This is a genomic window from Microlunatus aurantiacus (genome assembly GCF_039536605.1).
Classification (GTDB): Bacteria; Actinomycetota; Actinomycetes; order Propionibacteriales; family Propionibacteriaceae; genus Microlunatus; species Microlunatus aurantiacus.
In genome coordinates this window covers 1-21,727 of the sequence record NZ_BAAAYX010000001.1, presented here as the reverse complement: position 1 = coordinate 21,727, position 21,727 = coordinate 1, and the positions used below count along the sequence as shown (strand labels likewise).

21 protein-coding genes are annotated in these 21,727 nt (G+C 66.0%); 20 read left to right on the top strand and 1 reads right to left on the bottom strand.

Annotated elements, in window-relative coordinates; translation table 11 throughout:
* Window positions 1-101: 101 nt before the first annotated feature.
* The 12 genes from ABD714_RS00105 to ABD714_RS00050 all read left to right on the top strand — a co-directional run bounded on the left by ABD714_RS00105 (window position 102) and on the right by ABD714_RS00050 (window position 13,610).
* Complete coding sequence (locus tag ABD714_RS00105; RefSeq protein WP_344810229.1) at window positions 102-719, top strand: hypothetical protein; 618 nt, start codon at window positions 102-104, stop codon at window positions 717-719.
* A 242-nt stretch (window positions 720-961) separates the two neighbouring features.
* Window positions 962-3,553 (top strand): ATP-binding protein, encoded by a 2,592-nt coding sequence (locus ABD714_RS00100; protein WP_344810228.1) that lies wholly within the window; start codon window positions 962-964, stop codon window positions 3,551-3,553.
* Window positions 3,550-5,637, top strand: a complete 2,088-nt coding sequence (locus ABD714_RS00095) for a hypothetical protein (protein ID WP_344810227.1) — start codon at window positions 3,550-3,552, stop codon at window positions 5,635-5,637. Before ABD714_RS00100 ends, ABD714_RS00095 begins: the two co-directional genes overlap by 4 nt.
* Window positions 5,638-5,672: 35 nt before the next feature.
* Window positions 5,673-6,149, top strand: coding sequence for a hypothetical protein (locus ABD714_RS00090; RefSeq protein ID WP_344810226.1), 477 nt, complete (start codon window positions 5,673-5,675; stop codon window positions 6,147-6,149).
* 18 nt (window positions 6,150-6,167) lie between these two features.
* Entirely contained in the window at window positions 6,168-8,594 is a 2,427-nt protein-coding gene (locus tag ABD714_RS00085) for a peptidoglycan DD-metalloendopeptidase family protein (RefSeq protein WP_344810225.1), read from the top strand.
* Window positions 8,591-9,166 carry a hypothetical protein gene (locus tag ABD714_RS00080; RefSeq protein WP_344810224.1) on the top strand — a complete coding sequence of 192 codons (576 nt, stop codon included), beginning with the start codon at window positions 8,591-8,593 and terminating at the stop codon, window positions 9,164-9,166. The genes ABD714_RS00085 and ABD714_RS00080 overlap by 4 nt, the downstream gene beginning before the upstream one ends.
* Window positions 9,167-9,176: 10 nt before the next feature.
* Entirely contained in the window at window positions 9,177-9,572 is a 396-nt protein-coding gene (locus ABD714_RS00075; RefSeq protein ID WP_344810223.1) for a hypothetical protein, read from the top strand.
* Complete coding sequence (locus ABD714_RS00070; protein ID WP_344810222.1) at window positions 9,569-10,885, top strand: MinD/ParA family ATP-binding protein; 1,317 nt, start codon at window positions 9,569-9,571, stop codon at window positions 10,883-10,885. The genes ABD714_RS00075 and ABD714_RS00070 overlap by 4 nt, the downstream gene beginning before the upstream one ends.
* 56 nt (window positions 10,886-10,941) lie before the next feature.
* On the top strand, window positions 10,942-11,598 hold the full coding sequence (locus ABD714_RS00065) for an NUDIX hydrolase (RefSeq protein ID WP_344810221.1): 657 nt from the start codon (window positions 10,942-10,944) through the stop codon (window positions 11,596-11,598).
* Window positions 11,595-12,002, top strand: a complete 408-nt coding sequence (locus ABD714_RS00060) for an NUDIX hydrolase (RefSeq protein ID WP_344810220.1) — start codon at window positions 11,595-11,597, stop codon at window positions 12,000-12,002. The genes ABD714_RS00065 and ABD714_RS00060 overlap by 4 nt, the downstream gene beginning before the upstream one ends.
* Before the next feature lie 309 nt (window positions 12,003-12,311).
* Window positions 12,312-13,031, top strand: coding sequence for a hypothetical protein (locus tag ABD714_RS00055; protein WP_344810219.1), 720 nt, complete (start codon window positions 12,312-12,314; stop codon window positions 13,029-13,031).
* 135 nt (window positions 13,032-13,166) lie between these two features.
* Entirely contained in the window at window positions 13,167-13,610 is a 444-nt protein-coding gene (locus ABD714_RS00050; RefSeq protein WP_344810218.1) for a hypothetical protein, read from the top strand.
* A gap of 286 nt (window positions 13,611-13,896) precedes the next feature.
* Here the strand turns inward: ABD714_RS00050 and ABD714_RS00045 are convergent, their stop codons facing one another.
* Complete coding sequence (locus tag ABD714_RS00045) at window positions 13,897-14,241, bottom strand: GntR family transcriptional regulator (RefSeq protein WP_344810217.1); 345 nt, start codon at window positions 14,239-14,241, stop codon at window positions 13,897-13,899.
* Window positions 14,242-14,328: 87 nt separating this feature from the next.
* On the opposite strand from ABD714_RS00045, the gene ABD714_RS00040 reads away from it, so the two are divergent.
* From ABD714_RS00040 to ABD714_RS00005, 8 genes are all read left to right on the top strand, one after another.
* Complete coding sequence (locus ABD714_RS00040; RefSeq protein ID WP_344810216.1) at window positions 14,329-14,532, top strand: hypothetical protein; 204 nt, start codon at window positions 14,329-14,331, stop codon at window positions 14,530-14,532.
* Entirely contained in the window at window positions 14,532-15,032 is a 501-nt protein-coding gene (locus tag ABD714_RS00035; RefSeq protein WP_344810215.1) for a hypothetical protein, read from the top strand. The genes ABD714_RS00040 and ABD714_RS00035 overlap by 1 nt, the downstream gene beginning before the upstream one ends.
* Window positions 15,029-17,257, top strand: a complete 2,229-nt coding sequence (locus ABD714_RS00030) for a cell division protein FtsK (protein ID WP_344810214.1) — start codon at window positions 15,029-15,031, stop codon at window positions 17,255-17,257. Before ABD714_RS00035 ends, ABD714_RS00030 begins: the two co-directional genes overlap by 4 nt.
* Before the next feature lie 170 nt (window positions 17,258-17,427).
* Window positions 17,428-17,826 (top strand): hypothetical protein, encoded by a 399-nt coding sequence (locus ABD714_RS00025; protein ID WP_344810213.1) that lies wholly within the window; start codon window positions 17,428-17,430, stop codon window positions 17,824-17,826.
* Complete coding sequence (locus tag ABD714_RS00020) at window positions 17,823-18,788, top strand: bifunctional DNA primase/polymerase (RefSeq protein ID WP_344810212.1); 966 nt, start codon at window positions 17,823-17,825, stop codon at window positions 18,786-18,788. Before ABD714_RS00025 ends, ABD714_RS00020 begins: the two co-directional genes overlap by 4 nt.
* Complete coding sequence (locus tag ABD714_RS00015; RefSeq protein WP_344810211.1) at window positions 18,785-20,134, top strand: DUF3631 domain-containing protein; 1,350 nt, start codon at window positions 18,785-18,787, stop codon at window positions 20,132-20,134. The genes ABD714_RS00020 and ABD714_RS00015 overlap by 4 nt, the downstream gene beginning before the upstream one ends.
* Before the next feature lie 16 nt (window positions 20,135-20,150).
* Entirely contained in the window at window positions 20,151-20,399 is a 249-nt protein-coding gene (locus ABD714_RS00010) for a helix-turn-helix domain-containing protein (protein WP_344810210.1), read from the top strand.
* Complete coding sequence (locus ABD714_RS00005) at window positions 20,396-21,607, top strand: tyrosine-type recombinase/integrase (RefSeq protein ID WP_344810209.1); 1,212 nt, start codon at window positions 20,396-20,398, stop codon at window positions 21,605-21,607. The genes ABD714_RS00010 and ABD714_RS00005 overlap by 4 nt, the downstream gene beginning before the upstream one ends.
* The last annotated feature ends 120 nt before the right edge of the window (window positions 21,608-21,727 follow it).

Genomic DNA, 21,727 nt, shown 5'->3' with positions numbered 1-21,727 from the left:
CAGTACGCACAGGTAGCCTGACCAAGCCATCGAACCTGTCCGTCAAAACGGGGCAATCCCAGCTCGAGTTCTTCGGCTTCAACGTCGGCTAGACGCAGCTCATGCCTCGCTTACGCACGGACGACGGCTCCCGCAAGCTGCGGGCGGTCTGGTTGGGGCCGGCCGGCCACACCCTGCCGTTCCAGTGGACGTACGTGCAGTGGGCGGTCACGCTCATCGCCGTGCCGGTCGCAGGAACGATCGGCACGGCGATCGTGTACGCGCTGCTCGGCGACCCGGTGTGGGCGTTCGGGCTGGGCGGGCTGTGGTTCGGTGCCGGCGGGGTCTACGTGGCCATTCACCTGATGCGGAACGTCACCTTTGATGAGCCGCTGAGCTATCAGCGTCGCTTGGTCAAGGGGGAGTTCTCCCGCCAATACTCGCAACCGGTCGGCGCACGCCGCTTGACCGTCGAGTTCGAGCAGCCGTCCATCCACTACCTGGCGGCGCCGATCCGCCGCGCCATGGGCTGGGACAACACTGCCCAACAACCGCTGGCCGTCACGTCGCCTCGGAGCCGGGCCGAGGCGGCGTTGGCCAACCCGAACGTCACCACTCCAATAACCGCGCCGACGATAGTCCGGACGTCCGCGCCCCCACAGTCATCCACCGAAGTAGAAGCATTGGCGCCACCTCTGTCGCCGAGACCGAACCCTTACACCACGTCAGCTCGCACCTAGCCGGACCCTGCGAAAGGGCTCATCTGATGGCGTTCAAGACCGCTGTCACCGCTGGTCCGCCCACGATGCCGGCGGACCCATCCGACGCGTCCATTGCCAATGTCGATCCCGCGGTCAGCACGGCACACCGGCGCGGATCAAGGATGTTGTCGAAGGCACGACCGAGCCGGCTCCTTCGTTGGGTGACCCGTCCACGTCAGGTGCGGTTCACACCGGCCGCCTTCAGGATGGCCGGGCCCTTCATGTTCACTCGGGGCGGGATGTTCTGCACCTACGTGTTGGGAGGACAGGCATGGGACTTCCGGTCCCAAGGTGACCGGCTCGTGTTGTGGGACCAGGGCACGTTCCGGTGGTCGCAGCTGGAGGGGCGCCCGATCAAGCTCCGCAGCACCCCGATGCCGTATCCGAGCTACGAGTTCGCGCGCTCCCTCGACGAGGACACCCCGCAACCGCTGCCGAACGTGCCGGGCGCCCCGAGCTGGGACGACTACCTCGGGTACAGCCAGCGTCGGCTGCAGCAGACCGGCCTCGACACCAAGCTGGTCACGCTCTCCGTGTGGATCGGGCCGAACCCGAAGAAGTCAGTCCAGGAGGAGCTGATCCATGGCGTTGATCACCCGCTGCCGGAGACGGTGCGGGTGATCGAGCAGGTCATGAAGGTCGGCAACATCCTGAAAGGGCCAGGCTTCGACGCACGACCGATCGGCCCGCGCCAGATGGCTTTCTTGATGCATCGCAGCCTGTCGATGGGGGTTCCGGCGCCGATGCATGCAGGAGTAGGTGGCGATCGCTGGGAGCCCGACGATGTGGCCGGCTTCTTCTCCCGTCGGGAATGGATCTATGAGCCACTGATCGGCTCGACGGTGAAGGTGATCGCCGAGCACCACGGGCAGACCGTCGAACGGCATGTCGCGGTGTTGTCGGTCGGACCGATGCCGGATCTCACCTGGCCAGAGTCCGGCAAAGACCCATGGATGCTGGTGGCAGACAAGCTGGGATTCCCGGTGGAGTGGTCTCTGGCCGGAGCGATGCTGACCAAGAAGCAGCTGGCGCCGGCCGTCGAGTACGAGCAGAACCGGGCCTCAGCCATCGCTGCTCACTACGCCGAGCACGGCCTGGTGCCACCCCCAGCGGTGGGGCGCGCGATCATGGGGGCAACCGAGAACCTTGACGAGGTCACGGAGGGCGACGGAAGGTCCAGTGTCCGGTTCCGCGGCCCGGTTCGGCTCGCCACTTACGCAGCCACCGAAGCCCAGTGCCTGGAGCAGGCGCGTGCCCTGGTCGACGCGTACGGCGACCGTGCCAACTTCGACCTGGCCCAACCCCGCGGGCAAGCGCAGCTGCTGCGAGAGTTCGTACCCGGGGAACCGTGGTCGAACGTGGGCTACCAGCGGCGGATCCCCGCTCGGTATCTGTCGGCGGCGATGCCCCACGTCAGCTCCGAGGTTGGCACGCCGACCGGTCCCTATCTCGCGTATGGCACCGGGTCGGCCCGTCGGGCCATGCGGCTCGATCTGCACTACGGGATGGAGAAGCTGCAGCAGTCCGGCTTCTTCACCATCACCGCCGAGCCTGGCGCAGGAAAGAGCGTCCTGACCGGGGCGCTGGCGTTCAACGCCGCCCGCCGGGGTGAGCCGACGATCATCCTGGACCCCTCCGGACCATTGGCTCGGCTCGCCACGATGCCGGAGCTGAGGGGCTCCTCGCGGGTCCTCGACCTGACGGCCAGTGATACCGGCACTCTGTCGCCCTACCAGCTGGTGCCCGAGCCCCGACCCGAAGACCACCTGTTCGAGGACGGCACCCCGAACGAGCTCGACCATCAGCGGGCGGTCCGGCGGGCCGCCGCTGAGCGGCAGCAGCTGATGTTCGACGTGCTCCGCATGTGGCTCCCGACCGGGCTATTGAAGGCATCGGGCACCGACGTCAGTCTCCGCGCCGCCATCCGCAACACCCGCACGCGGGTCGTCGAGTCCGGCCTCGCCGACGTGGAGACCAACCCACGGTGGGTGGTGGAGGAGCTGGCGAAGCTCGGCGACCACACCCGGTCACTGGTCGAGGAGATCAACGCGGCCGCCGAGTTCCCTCTCGGCGAGTTGATCATGCCCGATCACACGGACGCGATGCCGGCCAGCCAGGCCGAGGACGCGACCCTGGTCGTGGTGACCATGCCCGGACTGGAGCCGCCGCCGGCTGACATGGACCGCGACCTGTGGGGATCGTCGGAGCGATATGCGCAGCCGCTGCTGCACCTAGCCGCGTTCTTCACCGCCCGCTTCATCTACGGCAGGCCCCGTACGGTCCGCAAGAACGTGTTCCTGGATGAGACCCACCTGATGGGGGTGTGGGGATCGGGCCGGGCACTCATGGTGCGGCTGTCGCGCGACTCACGGAAGTGGAACACGGCTGTCGGGGCCGCCTCCCAGCATCCCGACGATCACCTGTCGATCGGCCGGATCGACGCCCTGCAGGGGATGGCGTTCGTCGGCCGGCTGACCAAGGAGTCGGCGGCGGAACGGGCCTGCAAGCTTCTGAGCTGCCCGTCGTCCTATGCCTCCGTCATCCAGGCGCTGTCACCGAAGCGGCTCGTCGACGACGACAGCGACGGCAGACAGGACACGGGCGAGTTCGTCGTGCTCGACCCGATGAAGCGGATTGGCAAGGTCCGCATCGACATCGACTGGTACCCGGGACTGCGCGACGCCCTGAACACCACCCCGGGCCGGTCCCGCCCGACCGTCGACCTGCCCCTGCAGCCGACCCCGTTCCTCGACGAAGAGCTGTTCGAGGCGATCACCGTCATCCCCATTGTCGACGATGGTGAAGCGGCATGATCACGACCAGCTCGCAACGGCAGTGGATCCTCGCCGCGCTCGCCGGGCTGATCTTGACCGTGGGCTTGGCCAGCGCCGCCGGCCCGGCCCACGCCGATGGCCTTGACGACCTGTGCCAGACAGTGCCGGCCCCGGTGCGGCCGGACTACCAGGTGTCGGGGCTGGTGATGGACAAACCAGACCTGAATACCGTGCCGAACGCCGCACCGGACCCGTTCAAGGACCCGAGCGTGCCGATCAGCGACGTGTACGGCTGGGCGTGGAGGTTCACCAACTACGACCTCGGCTGCGGCAATGACTTCATCCGCGATCCCAGTGCTGTCGCCACCACCGCGTCCGCCAACTTCGTAATGGCCTGGATGGCGACAATCACCAGCTGGCTTGCCTCCCTGGAACACATGGCCCACACCGGCGTCTTCAACTGGCTCGAAGGGCTCGTAACCTCCGCAGCCGATGCTCTGAAGGAACGGGTGCTGACGGTCTGGCTGCCGTTGGCCGCGGTCGTGCTGTCCATCCTGGTCGTGTTCACGTCCCGAACAGCCGGCTACGCCGACACGATGCGCCGCCTCGGCATGCTGCTGGGCTCGATCCTGCTGGCCGTCGTCACCCTGGTGCTCCCGGCGCAGGCCATGAAGCTGGTCAACGACGCCGCCAACACGGCGGCCGACGTGGCGCAGGCCGGCTTCACCAGCGAGGCAGCCGACCTGGTAACTCGGGAAGCCATCTACAAGACGTGGTTGGTCGGGAACTTCGGTTCCGCCGACTCCCCGATCGCGCAGCAGTACGGCCCCCGACTCATGTCCGCGCTGACCTACACGTGGTCTGACGTGAAACGGATGAACGCAGATCCTGGCGCGAAGGCCAAGATTGACCAGGCGAAATCCACCGAGTTCAAGGCGATCGCAGACGAGGTGCAGAAGAAGGACCCGACGGCCTACCAATCCCTGACGGGCAAGACGGACACCCGCACCGCCCCAGCCACGATGGGCGTCGTCTGGGTCGTGCTGATGGGCATCTTCGTCGCCATCGCCTGCTTCATGATCGTGATGGCCAAGCTCGTCATGCTCGGTCTCGTCCTGTATGGAATGGTCGCCTCGGTCGTCGGGGTGCTGAAGTTCTCCGTCCTTCAACACGTATGGGACCTCTTCACCGCTGCCGTGGTGAACATCGTCAAGTTCACTCTCGCTGCCGGCTTGATGACCCTGGTGCTGAGCGCGCTGTCCACCGCCCCGGTCGGGGTCGGCTGGCGGATGTTGCTGGCGATCATCGCCACGGTGATCGCGGTCATGTTCACCCGGCCGGTCAGGTCGTTCAAAGCAATGGCCGGGATGGACCCGAACAAGTCCGTGGTCGTCTCGATGATGAAGCGTGCCGTCGGCACGGCTGTGGGCACCGTCGTCGGCAACAAGGTCTGGGACAGCCAGAAGCTGCCCGTCGGTGATGCGCCAGGCGCGACCGCGGACACTGCCGCGGACGAAACCTCGGCGGCACCGCAGCCCGTTGAACCGGCACGTCCGCCACTGCCTCCGCCACCGCCGCTGCGTGCCCTTCCCGTCGGCCAGGGGCAGCCTGCCCTCGAGGCCGCACCCGCCACCGCCTGGGCCGGCTATACAGCGGTCGGTGGCCGTGCCCGCCCCGCCGATCAAGAGCTGGTCGCCGCTCCACAGCCGAGCGAACTGCCACCCGCGAACGACCGGCCGCTCCGCGCGCTGCCTGTCGGGACTGCGGCTGTCCCCGTCACTGCTGCTGCGGCGCTTGGCGCGGCCGCCGGCACGCGCGCAGCCGAGCACGTCCGAACCGATACTGACCAGCCATCTGCGTCGATGCCGGAGCAGCCAGAGACTCTTGTGCAGCCAGCGGTACACGAGCCGGCTCTCCCGAATCGCCGCGATCCTGTGGAAGGAGCGGCAGTGGTGTACCCGACGGGAATCGTCCTGTCCCCTGACCCAACCCTGTATAGGTCTTCAGGTAGTGCTGTGACGGGCCAGAGCGGCGATTACCTGCGATTCAACGAGCCTCAGGTCGACGAGAAAGGCCAGGAGACCTGGGAGCCCATCTACCACGCCGAGATGGCAGAGACCTGATGGGGAAGCACGCTTCGGTCCTCGACGGTCCCCAGATGGGCTATGGCGTCGGCCCACCCTCCCGGCGCGGAATGTCGGTGCCGGCGCTGATGCTCGCCATCGTGTGCGTCACCCTGGCTGGACTGCTCACCTTGAGCCTTGCCGGCCGGCACCAAGCGGCCGTGCGCGCTGCCGCGTCGCCGTCTCCAAGCGCGTCCGGCACCGACGTACCGCCCGCCGGTGCGCCCGACGCCGTGGCTGCCTTCATCGGAGCCTGGGCCCAGGCGCCCGCCGATCGGGACAACGTGCTGGCCTCGGTGACCGTGACGGGCGTGGCCGCAACCGTCGCGCCCGCGACCGCCAAGACACTCGAGACAACCCAGGCGAGTGGCGCCGCCATGTACACCAAAGTCGACGACCAGCAGTACGCCGCTGAGCAGCCGCTGACCAACGGGTCGACGATGCGACTGCAACTCGTCTTCGACCAGGCCGCCATCTACGGCTGGCTCGTGTCCTCTGTCCAGCCAGTCTGAGATGCCGGAGCATGAGCCGTGGATCCCGTAACGCTCAAGATGGCGGCCAACCTCGGCCTGTCACTGGCGAAGAGCAAGACGGTCCACCGGCTCCTGATCATCGCAGCACTCATCCAGGCTGTGGTGTGGTCGTTCGTGCTTTTCGTACCGGCTTACCTCATGGCGTCGGTCGCTCCCTCGATGCACCACGTTGCCACCGAGCAGGCGTGCACGGCCGGCACCGGCGCGGACAGCAGCGTCCCGCTCCTGGCGGGTGCCGCCGGCGCCCAGCTCACGGTGCGGATGGCCACCTGGAACGTGCTGAAGTCCAACAGTGCCAACAGGATCGTGGGCGGCTTGACCTCGATCGCGGCAGCTGGTGCTGACGTGATCGGTGTGCAGGAACTGCAGGCGAACCACCGAAACACGGTCGCGCGGCGGATGCGGCAGGCCGGATGGGCCATGTCTGACGGCAACACCGCCACTCCCGTGTTCTGGCGAGCCAGCAAGTACCAGCTGCTGGCGCAGGGCCGTGAGAAGGAGTTTGGAGTCGTGCGGATCGAGGCTGGTTCGGCGGCCGGGGCCTCGATCGGACCGAAGTGGATCCAGTGGGCCCAGCTGAAGGACACCTCTACCGGCGCGGTCTTCATCGCCGCCAGCCACCACCTGGTGCCCGGCATCGAGACCAAGGGCAAGGCCGATCGGCAGGGCCCGCGACGTGTCGCGTACGCGAAGAAGCAGATCGTCGCGGCTGGCGAGCTCGCGACCCGGCTGAGTCGGGACGGGCAGATCCCGTTCATGATCGCCGCGGACTGGAACGTCGACGCGCGCAAGGACGCAAGAGTCCGCACGGCCGGCTTCCCGTACGTGACCCTGCAGACATACGGGCTGTACTCCAACTGGAGAGTGCTCGGCTACCCGACCAGCGGCACCCACGGCAATCGCCTTATCGACGGCGTCTTCTCCACAACTCGAACTGTTGCGCCGGTCCGGCAGCAGATCTTGTCGCACTACGGCAGCGACCATCGCGCTGCCCTGGTCCAGTTCACCAACCGCAACCGCGGCGCCTCCGCCACGCTGAGCACCGGCACGGCAGCGCAGGTCGGCTCCGTGCCGGCGGCGATCACTGTGCCTTCGTCGCGTATCGGGTCCACGTTGGTCGTCCAAGGCGAGCAGGTTCGCAACGCGGCAGTGATCATCGCTGAGGGGAAGAAAGCCGGCATCCCCGCCTTCGGCTGGGTCGTGGCGATCGCGGCCGCATTGCAGGAATCCGGTCTCCGCAACCTCGACTACGGCGACCGTGACTCCCAAGGGCTTTTCCAGCAGCGACCTTCTTCTGGGTGGGGGACGGTGCAGCAGATCCGTGACCCGGAGCTGGCTTCCCGTGCCTTCTACGGGGTAGCCAGCCATACGTCCAACAAGGGCTTGGTCAACGTGTCAGGTTGGCAGTCGATGTCGGTTGCGGCGGCAGCCCAGGCGGTGCAGATCTCGGCTTTCCCCTCGGCGTACGCGAAGTGGGAGGCGGCATCGCGGGCTATCGTGCAGCAGCTCGGCGATGGCCAGACGCTGACGACCACCCCGCTGCTGTGCGGCACCGGTCAGGATGCGCAGCTCGGCGACTGTCCTCCGACCGGCTCACCGGCCGAGAGAGGTCTGAGCCGGGACGCCCTTCTCGTTCTGCGCTGCGTCAAGGCGAGGTTCCCCAGCCTGATTGACTTCGGCGGTAAACGCCCGGACCCGCTCCCGGACCATCCCTCCGGACGCGCGGTTGACATCATGATCCCCAGCTACACGACCGCCGAAGGCCAGGCGTTCGGATGGCAGATTGCCCGGTGGCTGCAAGACAACCGGCAAGCGCTGGGGGTTCAGTACCTCATTTACGACGCCAAGATCTGGTCCGTCGAACGCGATGCCGAAGGCTGGCGGCCGTACAGTCCCGGCTACACCGGCTCAATCAATGACTCCTCGCTCCACCGGAACCATGTCCACGTCACCGTCTATGGCGACGCCGGCACCGGATTCCGGTCCGACGACGGTAACGACACGGTGGCAGCGGGGAAGTGGACGATGGCGTTGCCGAAGGGTTCCTACACCGTCGGATGTGCGTTCGCCTGCTACGTGTCCTCTTCAGGGCTTCCGCACACCGGCCAGGACTTCCCGACCCCGATCGGCACGATGGTACGCAGCACCAATGCGGGCACCGTGGAAGTGAGCCGCGATCTCAACGGCAGCTACGGCCGACACATCGTCGTCCGCGACCGAACCGACCCGAAGGTCTCGGTCTACTACGCCCACCTCTCGGCGCGAGACGTTCGCATCGGCCAGCAGGTGACTGTCGGACAAGTGATCGGCCGCAGCGGCAACACCGGCAACAGCAGCGGCCCTCACCTCCACTACGAGATCCGGATCAGCGGCAATCCCGTCAATCCGATGCCAGTGCTGGCCAAGATGGGGGTCAACCCGTGAATTCCAGGACCGTCACTCGGATTCTCGGCGCCATCGCTGCGTCTCTCGCGGTGGCCCTGGTGGTTGTGCTGGTCAATCGACCGCAGTCTCAGCCTGGCACCGCCGAAGGGCCGGTCAGCTCGGCACCGACCACTTCCGCCGCGCCGAAAACGAGCACGCCCAGCCCGCAAGCTAGCGACAGCGAAGCCAGCCAGCTGCCGTCGAGTGAAGTCGACGCCCACGACGCGAGCCCCGGCGCTACTCCCTACAGCCAGACTGACGAGGTCCGCCAGCAGTGGGAGCCCATCGCATCCGGTTTCGGCCGGGCATTCACCACGGCGAAGGGCAAAACTGCGGGACAGTGGCGAGCGAGCCTCGGCCCGTATGTCACCGAGAAGGTGCGCGAACAACTCGCTACCGTCGACCTGCGCAACGTCCCGAAAGGGGCGTACGTGAACATCGAGCCAGCGGAATACGGCGACGACAAGGTCGCCGTCTTTGTCCACTACGACTCCGACCTCACCCTGGTCACGTACCTGATCCTCGACGGAACCGACTGGCGCATCTACGCCTACGACCGTTGGGAAGAGTGAGGAGGATGCGATGAGCGACGACTCCGACTGGGTCTTCGACGGGCACGGCAACTTGTTTGACCTAAGCCAAGCCCAGGAGGTCGAGACCTACGGTCCACCACCGATCTTGCGGTGGCTCTCATCGTCTGACCTGCCCCAGGTCTTAGGGCTACGGTGCGCCTTCGCTGGTCGGAACCGCATCGTCTACGACCTCCGTTGTGCCTCCGAGGTGTTCGAGGACTCTGGCGGGCTCTACGTCAATGTCGTCGACGAGGCTCAGTGGTACCGATGGCTCGACGTTGACGACAGCCGACGACCCGAGCGAATCCCGAGAGCCACCTGTGTCGGCGCGCGCCACGTCTGGATTGAAGTATCCGAGGAACCTCCCCCGCCACCTCCACATCCCCTCGAAGGAGAGTCGCCATGACCACCGCCACCGACGAAACCATCCCCGAGGTCGTGCTCGAGCTCAGAGCCACGGGCGTCAGCACCCTCACCATCGCGGGCGACGAGCCACAGCCCCTCGACGCCAACTCCGTCGACGAGGCACGGACGGCAGGGATCACCTTCGTCCTCGAACAAGCCGCGGCCAGGGACCGGCCGGTCCGGTTCGATGCTCACGACCCAGATGGGCAGTGGCAGCTGCTCGCCCACCCCGACGGGCAGATCACCGAGTACCATCCTGATCCGCAGTCGGACAGCGACAGGGGAGCGAGTCCGCGTACGACCGAGGTCAGTGACTCGACGCCCACCGCACCAAGCGACGACGCCGCCCACACGGACGAGATGCGGCCGGCGTACGACTCGACGTACGTCATGCAACGGATCGTTCCGGTGACGCGCATCCCCAAGGCGACTCGCGGGTGGCGAGCTCTGCTCGGCCTCTCACCCAGCAAGCGCGAGTTGAAAGAGCGAGCCGACCGCGCAGCTGCGTGTCAGACGTTCGGGCGGCCGATCACAGTCGTCGTTGCCGATCCGCGTGGAGGCTCCGGCAAGACGACCACCTCCATCCTGCTCGCCGGCGCGTTCGGCAATGCTCGAGGTGGCGGTGTGCTCGTCCTAGAGAACCACGAGTTGCGCGGCACGATGCATCTGCGCGTCGACAGCCAGGGCAAGGATCGCACCATCCGCGATCTCCTGGGCGCCCAGCAGTACAGCGGCACCAAGGGTGAGTTCATCAGGATCGGCGATCTGTCCGCCTACGTCCGGCACCAGATTTCCGGACAGTTCGACGTGATCGTCTCGGAGACGAAGCGGGACCGCGCGCTCACCAGCCAGGAGTTCGAGAGCGTCCACGACCTGGGGTGCCGCTTCTACGAAGTCGTGATCGTCGACACAGCCAACGACGAGTCGGCAGAGAACTGGCGCGCAGCGGTCAAGCGCGCCGATGCGTTGGTCGTGCCGATCAAGTGGCGAAACGACTACTCACTGCCTGCCGTCGAGATGCTCGAGGAACTGCAGTCCAGCAGTGATCCCCGCCTCGAGGACCTCGTGCGGCGCACGGTCGTCGTCGCTTCACACAACCAAGGCGACCTCGACGTGCGATGTCGGCAACACCTCATGCCGTACTTCGTTCAGCGCACGCGAGCGGTGATCGAGATCGCACCCGATTCGCATATCGCCGAGGGGAACGTGATCCGCCACGATCAGCTGACGCCGCGAACCCGCAGGATGGCGGAACGTCTCGCCGCCGAGGTGGCTCGTTCGGTCGAGGCCGCCCTCAGAGGTGAGGTGCGCTGACTCGCCGGTAGCCGGTCCCTGTGCCTAATGCGGCCTTGCAGCTCCGAAGGATGATCATGCACATCACACACTGGACTGGCCGAGACGCCGCCGCCCTCCAGTCGGCGCTTCGGCTCACCAACGAGACGTTCGCGGAGCGCCTTGGCATTGCGGTTCGCACTGTTGCGGGCTGGCATGCCAAGCCACAGCTGCAGCCACGGATGGAGATGCAGCAGCTGCTTGATGAACTGCTGACTCGGCTGTCTCCGACCGAACTCGAGCGCTTTCACGAGCGTTCGTTAACCGAGGCCGGCACAGGTGCGACATCCTCGGAGAGTGAAGCGCTCCGTGCAGCCATCGCCATTGTGGCTGGCGAGAAGGGTGTCCTCGTTGTCTGCCGTCGAGCTGACACGGCTGTCGCTGTTCACTGGCAGTTCCCGGCGGGCATCATCAAGCCGGGCGCCTCGGCTGAACGCATCGCGGAGCGCGAAACCCTCGCTGAGACAGGTGTCCACTGCGCTGCCGTCCGCTCTCTCGGGTCGCGCATACACCCCGTCACACGTGTTCACTGCTGCTACGTGCTCTGCGAGTACCTCGCCGGCGATCCTGAGAACCTTGACCCTGTCGAGAACGCTGACGTCCTGTGGGCTCCGATTGACAAGTTGTCGAAGTTCATCCCACTCACTGCCATCTATCCGCCTGTCATGGCGGCATTGAGAGGATCAGAAGTATGACTGAAACGGCGACGTCCGAGCCCGCCATCGCTGCGGCGGTGATCGTCCGCGACGGCAGGGTCCTGCTCATTCGGCGGCGACTACGTGAAGGCGCGCTCCTATGGGCGCTGCCTTCAGGTGGCGTCGAAGCCGGTGAAGCTCCTGCCGACGCGGCGCGACGCGAGTCGCTAGAGGAGGTGGGCCTGTCGGTGACGCCCGTTGAGTCTCTTGGCGAACGCGTCCATCCGATCACCGGCCGCCGCATGCACTACTTTGCCTGCACACCGGACGACGGCACACCGGAGGTTCGCGACACTGACGAGATCGCTGAACTTGCGTGGGTCAGTAGATCGCAGGTCTCCGAGCTGGTTCCGGGTGGTTTCTTCGACAAGGTGGAGCAGTACCTCGCACAAGCGCTCACCTAGCTGCGCTACTTCCGGCCGCGGCGCCGGTCCCAGTGCGCCGCACCGAACAGCGAGTCTTTGGACGTACACCCACGGCTGAGTGAGACTCGTACGAGACCAGTGGACCTTTTGCGTCTGGGTGGCCCTAGCTTGCGCGCAGTCGCGGGCCGGCTACATTGGCCAGGTTCCTTTCGCACGTTATGTCGCCCTGCTGGGACTGGACGGCCAACCGATAGGTTGCTCTGCATGTCGGAGGACGGAAAAGGGGCCATGCCATCGAGAGCAAGGCAGATGCTCCACCTATCCACACGCCTTCGATGGACGAGTGCCGTGACTGGGGTGCTGATGGCGGCCTTCGCAGGATGGGCGGTCTACCGAGGAACGGATGGGGCGGCCACCACCGGGTTTGTTGCTGCCGCAGCGCTCTTCATCCTGCTTGCTATAGCCGGCGTCATGCCATCCCGCATCAGATCCGGGGACCACGAGATCGAGTTGCTCGAGGAGGTAGCAGAGGTCGTTGACCCGCTGGCGAATCAGATGAATCGGGAGCAACTGACAGCCTCACTTGATGAGTTGGACATCAAGTACAGCGATTCCAACACCGCGCGAGCGGCGAAGATGCGCATCAGTGAGCACCGTGCCTTCGAATGGGCGGCGGGCGAGTCAGTTGAATTAGTCGCTGAGGCACTCAAGTATCGTGTTACTTACACGAAAAACCAAACTGAGAGTCCCTTCGATATGAGACTCGAGTCAATCGACTCGAACGTGTCTATCTATGTGATTCTCCGCATGACTATCTCATCGAACGCGATTAAGCACATAGAAAAGGTGAGTCAGAGGCTGGCTGATAGGCTGCTTATCGTTTCTAGTCCAGAGACTTCCGTGAGGCGCTTCCGAGAACTTCGTGACGTTCACTTGAGCAACGAAAGACGTGGTGGGAGGATCGCAATGGCCTTCGATCTAGGAGGGATTCAATTCGCTATGAGATGGCTTGCGGACGAGGTCAAGATGGATGACCCTACGAGACCCCCGAAAACCTACTTGCTTTAAAGCGGCTTGCTCAAGGCTGATGCTGGAGGAAGGCACGGCGACTACGACCCTATCTGACAGTGGAACACTGAACTCCTTGCGCTGACCGGAGGGACTGCTCGCCCCGAAACGGGCACGGCCCTACACTCACGGCCCATGAACTCCGCCGTCTGGGCATCCCTGCTGGGCGTCCTGCTTGGTTCCGTCGCAACCTTCCTCGGTCAGTACCTGGTGGTGCGCCACGACTCACGCCGAGCCCGCGAAGAGCGCGCGCTCGCCCAACGTGAAGAGTGGCGAACTGCCATTCGTGAGTTCATGGAGGAGGCGCAACGAGCCGAGTCCCGCGCTGTTGATCGGTACCACCACGGGCGTCCGGCTGACGATGCGGACAACAACCAACTCTGGTTCCTGCAGAAGTATCTCCAGATCACCTGCCCTGAAGAGGTCAGCGGGGCCGCTGAGACGTACGCGTGGCGGATGGATCGGATATTGTGGGAGGGCTTCGACAAAGAGAAGTTCGAGAACGTGTGGGACGACATCGAGCCCGTTCGACGGGCCTTCCTGCATGCGGCAACCAAGGCACTCGAACGGCCTGTGTAGCTACTCTGCGGGCTGCGTTGGCTTCGCCTGTTGGGAGTGCTGCGTGCGGCCTGGCGCGAGTTCGACGGGACGACGTCGATGTTCTCCGCAGAACCTCAACCGCCCTCCACCGTGACGTGACCCTCACGGCTGACTCGAGGTAGGCCCTGGATCCGGGGATCTCGCACGCTCATCCCGGATCAAATGCTCACGACGATGTGTCAACTGACGCGCAGGGCCACCTGTGCGGCGCCTGCAGGACTTGCCCCTTTGATGCACTTCGGTTGCATCGGAACTGCACTCCACTTCATCGATCGCCCAAGAGATCGACGCGATTCTCGATGGCATGGATACGAGCTTCGAGTTGGTCGAGCCGGCTGTTGATCCCAGCCAGATCGGGTGCATGACCTTCAGCGGTGGTCGTCGAGCGAACGTAGACACCCATCCCTTGTCGTGCGACGACCGTTCCTTCGTTCTTCAGCGTCGCGATGGCCTGCTTCACCGTCATGTGCGACACCTGGAACTGGGATCCGATTTCGGAGTAGCTGGGCAACTTCGCCCCCACAGGGAACTCTCCTCGGTCGATGGCAGCGCGCAGGCTGTCGGCGACGCGGACGTAGAGCGGCCTGGGGTCGTCCAAGTCGTCATGCACAACATCACCCTAAGGGCTTGACAGACTTGGTCTGCTGAGGCTTAGTAGTTGTACTAGGGCTTCTGAGTAGCCCAAGGCGGGAGAGAGATGATCACATTGCCACTGGTGGCGCTACTGGCTTTGGTCGCTTTCGGCCTGGTCATGTGGGGCGACGAGAAGATTTCGGGCATCCTCGTGGGTGTCGTGCTCGGGCTAGCACTAGCCACAACGCCCCTAGGTCCCCCGATCCTGCATGCGGTGAAAGTCGCGTCAGAAACGGCTATTGCAGCTATCTCAGCGGTCGTGCAGTGATGGACGCCGTACGGGAGGCAAAGCTCAGCGAACTGCGGATGGTCTGCGCCGGGCTGCGCCAGTGGTCGGCCACCATCGAAGGCCCCGATGCGGACTTCAACGCTGCGGCCGTCGAGCTAGTGATCAGCGCCTACAACGGGAGCCTGGCCGATCCAGGCTGGCCGTGGGTCCGCGAGGCTGACGAGCTGGGGGTGTTCTGGCTCGATCCGGAGGCGATGCCCAGCTTCGACGGCGTAAGTGGCGAGCTGCGCCTGCTCCCCGTGGTCGAAGCGCTGCTGGGCGGCCGACGGGTCGACGACCTCTTTCCACTTCTCGACCAGCTGGATCGGCCCACGCGTGACCTGGTCTTGGCCGCCTTCGCCAGGGCATCGCGACGAGAGCGCGACCTGGCGTTGTACGCGTTCGGCGGCGATCCGTGGTCGGTTGCGGGATGGCTGGTCGCTATGCAGACCCGTCAGTCCGCCCAGGTCTCAGGCAGCGTTTCTCGGTTGGCATCATGAGCGATCAACGCGCTTCCGACGGCCAGCAGGACGCTACCGACGAGACGATGACGGTAGAGGTCAACCCGTCAGCGGTGCTGGTGTCGCAACAGCCAGACCGAAGCACCGACCTTGTCGCCGTATCGCAGCTCGGGGAGCCGAGCGAGGCTACGAAGCCAACTCCGACTGTGATCGACACACGCCTTGCGATACCGCCACATGGGCGATCAGCGGCGCCGCGAGCAATCCTGCCTACCTGGGTCAAGTCCTGGTCGGCGTTCTTCGACGCGACGAGCTGGTGGCTGCGCCACACCGTCCACGTCGGCGCCTTCCATGGGATCCGACTACCTGTCTACTGGTTGCGCCTGGTGGTTCGGGCACCAGTCGGCCTGGCTCGCATCGTAGGCGCCCTCTGGCGGTGGTCAACGGATCCGGACAGCCGAGCCGTCCGATCGGCAATGAAGACGCCCGGCAGCGATCCGGCCGTGTTCATCCGGCTGACCGAGCAGCGCCGCGGCATGGTCCGTACACGACTGCTGGTCACGGCTGGCGGCACAGCTGTCATCGGGCTAGCCGCTTCGCTGGTCCTCACGTCGATGTCACTCGCCGTCATCGCCGCGACCGCCGCCGGTCTGCTCACGCTCCTGGGCGTCATCGGCCGCTCGGCCGACCGCCCTGTCACCTCCCGTGCAGTCGACTCTGAGGCCGTGCCTCGATTGACGGCAGACCTGATCGTCACCGCCCTTGGCTCGCTCGGCATAGCGGAGCTGAACAAGGCGCTCAAGGCTGGAGCAGAGGCCGGCGTGCGCTTCCCGGCCCCGATCATGCGGGACGGTCCTGGCTTCCGCGCCGAGGTCGACCTGCCGCCCGGGGTAACTGCTGGTGATGTGATCGAACGCCGCGATCGCCTCGCGAGTGGTCTGCGTCGCCCGCTGTCGAGCGTGTGGCCCTCGGCCGAACACGACACCCACGCCGGGCGCCTCCTGATCTGGGTCGGCGACAAACCCATGTCTCGCGCGAAGCCCGTCGCGTGGCCACTCGTCAAGAACGGCAAGGTCGACCTGTTCGCGCCGTTCCCGATCGGTGTCGACCCCCAAGGCCGACCCGTGGTCGTGACCCTGATCTTCGCGCTGATGATCGTCGGCGCACTCCCGAGGATGGGCAAGACCTTCCTGCTGCGGCTGCTCACCCTCGCCGGCGCCTTGGACACCTCCGCAGAACTTCACGTGTATGACCTGAAGGGCGGCGCGGACATGTTGCCGTTGGAGCCAGTCGCTCACCGGTTCCGGATCGGAGACGAGCCTGATGATCTCAACTACCTGAAGGCCGATCTCAAAGCTGTGCATGCGGACATGTCGCGCCGCTACAAGACCCTCCGGAGCCTGCCGCGCGATGTCTGCCCAGAGGGGAAGGTCACCCGCGAACTCGCCGACCGTAGATCCCTCGGTCTCTGGCCTGTCGTGATGGTCATCGACGAGTGCCAGCTCGCGTTCGATGACGACCCCGACACAGTGGCTCTGGTCACCGACCTCGGCAAGCGCGGTCCGGCCGCCGGCATCATCGTCCTCTTGGCGACCCAGCGTGTCGACGCCAAGTCACTCCCGACAGCTATCAGCTCGAACGCGGTGCTCAGGCTGTGCTTCAAGGTTGCTGGGCAGGTCGAGAACGACATGGTGCTCGGCACCTCGATGTACAAGGCTGGAGTCCGGGCCACCACCTTCGCCCGCACCGAGCGCGGTGTTGGCTATCTCGCCGGCGAAGGGGACGACCCCGTCATCGTCCGCGCCGCGTACCTCGACGGACCCACCGCTGAAGGTGTCGCCGCCAGAGCCCGTGCCGCTCGGCTCACGGCCGGGCTGCTGACTGGGCACGCCGCCGGCCTCGACCCCGACCCCGACGACGACTGCACGATCGGCATCCTGGACCATCTGGCGACGGTGTGGCCTGCCGAGGATGACAAGGTCTGGTGGGACGACCTCGCCGAACGTCTGGCCGCTACCTATCCGGGCCTCTATGGAGCGTGGACAGGGGAACAGGTCACCTCCGCTGTTCGCCCTCACGGCCTGAAGTCGATCCAGATCAAGCGGAGCGTCGACGGCAGAGCGTTGAACCGCCGCGGCCTCGCCCGCATCGCCCTTCACACGGCCCTCAACGACCGCGCCGAGGGTCAGTACGAGTGGCCCACCTACATCCCGCCGGCGGAGCCGGCCGGCGCTACCCGCGAGCCTGACCCGGGCTACCAGTAGCGGCTCTGCTACCCGCCCGACTACCAGCCCCACTAGGGCAGTAGCCCGGTAGCAGGCTCCGAGCCGGTCCGCGTCGGCCACGCTCACCAACCGACCCCTTGATCGTTCCTCGACCCCGGCCTACCTAGCCGCGGCCGCGGTCTCGCACACCCTCGAAAGGCAGATCCGTCATGTCCGACCCCGACTCCATCCACAGCTGCTGGCTCGGCGGAAAGGTCACCGACCGCGCCCACGACGCCGACCAGGCCGTCCGCGCGATTATCGGGCTCACCCTGCTCCCGCACCCGATCCCTGCCCCCGACGTCTACCAGACCCTGGCCGAGCTCGAGGACCTCGCGTTCGCGCTGGACCGGGTCCTGCGGCATCACCTCGAGCGCGCGCTCGACGCGTCCCTCACCAGCTACCAGGTACACGACCGCCGGGACCCGCAGACCTCGGTCGCGAACGCGCGCAACCGTCTCGATGAGGCTGCCAACCACGTCTACCTGGCTGGGCGCGCCATGTCCGCTGCCCGAGCCGAGATCGCCGACCAGGGCTACGACAACACCCCTGTCGAGGTGACGCGATGAACGACACCACCGGCGCCCTGGTGACGGCGGCGCTCGACTACGCAAAGCACGGCTGGTTCGTCTTCCCACTCGTGCCGAACACCAAGCGCCCGGCCTGCCCAGCACATACCGCAGATCGGTGCGACCGGTCCGACCCGTGGTGCCGCCACGGGCACACCAGCTGGGAACAACGAGCCACGCAGAACCCGGATCGGATCCGCCGTGCCTGGTCGAACCGCCCGTACGGAATCGGGATTGCTTGCGGTCCCTCCCGGCTGCTCGTCATTGACACCGACGTGCCCAAATCCGACCGGCCATCCAACTCGAGCGGTCGCTCCGGTGAAGATGTGCTCGCTGAGCTGGTCGGCGACAAGCCCTTCCCCGACACCTACACGGTGTCGACCCCGTCCGGCGGTATCCATCGCTACTACCGCACCCCGAGGCAGGCTCATCTCGGGAACACCGCTTCACGGCTCGGCGAGCTGATCGACACCCGCGGTCACGGCGGTTACGTCGTCACCGCACCCACGGTCGTCGACTTCCGGCCGTACCGCGTCCTTCGGGACAGGCCGTGTGCCGAGCTACCAGCTTGGCTCGTGCACATGCTCAACAACCCGCATCGGATACCGCACCCGCTGCCCAGCCCACCGCCGCGACCGGAGTCGCGACCGCGGATCGGCGCGGCCACCGGGCTAGGGGAGCGTTACGCGATCGCTGCGCTTGCGGGTGAGACCGCCCGCGTGCGCACCGCACTTCCCGGCACCAGGAACCGCACCCTGTTTTCTGCCGCCATCGCTCTGGGCCAGCTCGTCGCAGGCGGCTTGATCGACGAAGCCACTGTCCGTGACCACCTCCACTCCGCCTGCACGAAGCATGTCGGCATCGGCGCTTTCACCGCTACAGAGGCGGACGCCACCATCTCATCGGGCCTCAGGCGCGGGCTGGCCGAGCCGCGAACACCAGCTGGCAGGAGTGCTCCATGACCCGCGTCACGACAGACGGTGACAACGTCGTGGATCTGGTCGACGGCGCAGAGCTGCTGGACCAGGTCGAAGCCGCGATCTGCTCCTACGTCGTCCTGCCCGACGACCACACCGCAGCCGCGGTCGTGCTGTGGATCGCCGCCACCCACGCCGTTCCGGCCTGGAACACCGCGCCCCGCCTTGTCATCAAGGCCCCGGAGAAGCGATGTGGCAAGTCCCGTTTGCTTGATCTCATCGAAGCGCTGTGCCATCGCCCGATCCTGACCGCCAACGCATCGCCCTCGGCGGTGTACCGGTCCATCGGGGAGCACCCATCCGATCCGCCCACCTTGCTGATCGACGAAGCGGACACCATCTTCGGCCCGAAGACCGGCGACGCTAACGAAGACCTCCGCGGGCTCCTCAACGCCGGTCACCAGCGCGGCCGCCCTGCTCTCCGCTGGGATGCCAGCAGCAGACGGCTCGACCGCATCGCCACATTTGCCATGGCGGCTCTGGCCGGTATCGGCAACATGCCGGACACCATCGACGACCGAGCGGTCATAGTCAGCATGCGTCGCCGTGCACCCGACGAGGTGGTACAGCCCTACCGGACCCGACGCGATGGTCCAGCACTTGCTGGCCTCAAGACCGACCTGCACCGCTGGGTCGGCAGCCATCTCGACCAGCTCGAGGCGGCCGCACCCGAGTTGCCCGTCGAGGACCGGGCCGCCGACACCTGGGAACCTCTCGTTGCGATCGCCGATGCCGCCGGCGGTGATTGGCCAACCAACGCCCGCGCCGCCGTTCTCGGCCTCACGACCGACGATGTCGACGTCGAGAACGTGTCTCTCAGAGTCCGTCTTCTCATCGACTGTCGCACCGCCTTTGGCGACGCCGAACGATTGCCCTCCGAAACCCTGGTTGCCCGCCTCCGCGCCGATGCCGAGGCACCGTGGGACACCCTCGGCAGGAACGGGCTGACTCCCAAGGCACTGGCTGGGATGCTTCACGACTTCGGCATCCAGTCAGCCCGCGACCGTTGGGAGGACGGCAGCCAAGCCCGCGGCTTTCGACGCGAGCAGTTCGAAGATTCGTGGCACCGCTACTGCCCGGTGCGCGCTTCCAGCCATTCTCCCGTCACAAGTGTCACAGCGTCACACGAGCGTGAATCGGTGACGGGAGAGCCGCCCTGTGACACATCACCCGTCACAGAACGGCCGATCCGTCACAAATCCGCGGTCATGGGACGGCGTGACACGTGTGACGGGAAGGCGCAGCCAACGTCTGCAGCCGTCTGCATCAGATGCCGCCAACCCCTCAGCTACGACGACGGCACCCACACCCACCCCACCTGCACCGCCTGACGAAGGAGTTCATGCCATGACCGACGACGACCTCAACCAGCTCTTCCCCGCTCGTCGCGAGCAGCTCCCCCAGGGTGTGCCGCTCGTCCTCACGATCGACCAAGCCGCCGAACGGCTCGGTGTTGGTCGCACGATCATGTACGCCCTCGTCACTTCCGGTGCCATCGAGTCTGTCAAGATCGGCCGCCTCCGCCGTGTCCCTGCGGATGCCCTCGTCACCTTTCTCGACGACCTGCGCGCCAGCGCGAGGACTGGCGCAGCGTGACCCGACCGAAGCGACCCAACGGCGAGTCCAGCGTCTACTTCGGCGCCGATGGCCGATGGCACGGTCGAGTGACTGTGGGCCGGCGCGATGACGGCTCGGCCGATCGCCGCCATGTCAAACGCAAGACCGAAGCGGCGGCCCGCCGCGCCGTCCGTGAGCTCGAGCGGCAGCGCGATAACGGCACAACACCCGCCGCCGGCGTCCGCTGGACCGTCGAAACCTGGCTCGAGCACTGGTTGGAGAACATAGCTGCGCCATCGGTGCGGCGCTCGTCATACAACGCTTACCGCATCGCTGTGCGGAAGCACCTCATACCGAACCTTGGTCGGCAGCGTCTCGACAGACTGCAGCCTGACCACTTGGAAAGGCTGTATCGGAAGATGATCGACGCCGGTGCCAGGCCGGCGACAGCACACCAGGTACATCGGACGATGCGGACTGCGCTCGGCGAAGCGGTACGGCGCCGGCAAGTCGCTCAGAACGCGGCCGCCTTGGCGCGGCCGCCGCGAGTCGAGCAGGAGGACATTGAGCCGTACACCATCGAGGAGGTCCGGCTCATCCTCCAGGCGGCTGCCGAGGGCAGGAACGCAGCGCGCTGGGCGGTGGCGCTGGCGCTCGGCCTCCGACAGGGCGAGGTGCTCGGTCTCCACTGGCCTGACATCGACCTGGATGCCGAGATCATCAGGATCCGGACCAACCGGCTGCGGCCGGAGTACGAGCACGGCTGCAAGGTGCGGTGCGGGAAGAAGGCGGGCTGGTGTCCGGAGCGAGTTCAAGTCACCCCGGACGACGGGCCGCCCAAGTCCAAAGCTGGCCGCCGCCGAGTTGGTCTGCCGCCGGCACTCGTCGAACTGCTGGCCTCACATCGAGAGGAGCAGGATCGAGAACGCGCGATCGCTGGATCGCTCTGGGTGGAGACCGACCGGGTGTTCACGAACGAACTGGGGGAGGCCATCAAGCCGAACAGCGACTACCACGCCTGGAAGGCGCTGCTGCAGCGAGCGGGCGTCAGAGACGCCCGGCTACACGACGCACGGCACACCGCCGCCACCGTGCTTCTGGTCCTCGGCGTTCCGGAGCGCACCGTGATGGGCATCATGGGCTGGTCCAGCACTGGCATGGCAGCCCGCTACCAGCACGTCAGCGATCCGATCCGGCACTCCGTCGCGAAGCTCGTCGACGGCCTGATTTGGGCCTCCGATGAGTAGGACTGTCGCAACCACGGCATAGGCACTTGCGTGAGACCTAACCGAAGGAGCGTGGCTAAGCCCGGATCCACCGATCGGGGCCGTTGACGATCGTGAGCTGAGCGCGCCGTAACGCGAGAA

Excerpts from the sequence above, each read along its gene's own strand:
- ABD714_RS00105 (WP_344810229.1), top strand. The coding sequence starts at position 102 with ATGCCTCGCTTACGCACGGACGACGGCTCCCGCAAGCTGCGGGCGGTC.
- ABD714_RS00100 (WP_344810228.1), top strand. The coding sequence starts at position 962 with ATGTTCACTCGGGGCGGGATGTTCTGCACCTACGTGTTGGGAGGACAG.
- ABD714_RS00095 (WP_344810227.1), top strand. The coding sequence starts at position 3,550 with ATGATCACGACCAGCTCGCAACGGCAGTGGATCCTCGCCGCGCTCGCC.
- ABD714_RS00090 (WP_344810226.1), top strand. The coding sequence starts at position 5,673 with ATGGGCTATGGCGTCGGCCCACCCTCCCGGCGCGGAATGTCGGTGCCG.
- ABD714_RS00075 (WP_344810223.1), top strand. The coding sequence starts at position 9,177 with ATGAGCGACGACTCCGACTGGGTCTTCGACGGGCACGGCAACTTGTTT.
- ABD714_RS00070 (WP_344810222.1), top strand. The coding sequence starts at position 9,569 with ATGACCACCGCCACCGACGAAACCATCCCCGAGGTCGTGCTCGAGCTC.
- ABD714_RS00065 (WP_344810221.1), top strand. The coding sequence starts at position 10,942 with ATGCACATCACACACTGGACTGGCCGAGACGCCGCCGCCCTCCAGTCG.
- ABD714_RS00060 (WP_344810220.1), top strand. The coding sequence starts at position 11,595 with ATGACTGAAACGGCGACGTCCGAGCCCGCCATCGCTGCGGCGGTGATC.
- ABD714_RS00050 (WP_344810218.1), top strand. The coding sequence starts at position 13,167 with ATGAACTCCGCCGTCTGGGCATCCCTGCTGGGCGTCCTGCTTGGTTCC.
- ABD714_RS00040 (WP_344810216.1), top strand. The coding sequence starts at position 14,329 with ATGATCACATTGCCACTGGTGGCGCTACTGGCTTTGGTCGCTTTCGGC.
- ABD714_RS00035 (WP_344810215.1), top strand. The coding sequence starts at position 14,532 with ATGGACGCCGTACGGGAGGCAAAGCTCAGCGAACTGCGGATGGTCTGC.
- ABD714_RS00030 (WP_344810214.1), top strand. The coding sequence starts at position 15,029 with ATGAGCGATCAACGCGCTTCCGACGGCCAGCAGGACGCTACCGACGAG.
- ABD714_RS00025 (WP_344810213.1), top strand. The coding sequence starts at position 17,428 with ATGTCCGACCCCGACTCCATCCACAGCTGCTGGCTCGGCGGAAAGGTC.
- ABD714_RS00020 (WP_344810212.1), top strand. The coding sequence starts at position 17,823 with ATGAACGACACCACCGGCGCCCTGGTGACGGCGGCGCTCGACTACGCA.
- ABD714_RS00015 (WP_344810211.1), top strand. The coding sequence starts at position 18,785 with ATGACCCGCGTCACGACAGACGGTGACAACGTCGTGGATCTGGTCGAC.
- ABD714_RS00010 (WP_344810210.1), top strand. The coding sequence starts at position 20,151 with ATGACCGACGACGACCTCAACCAGCTCTTCCCCGCTCGTCGCGAGCAG.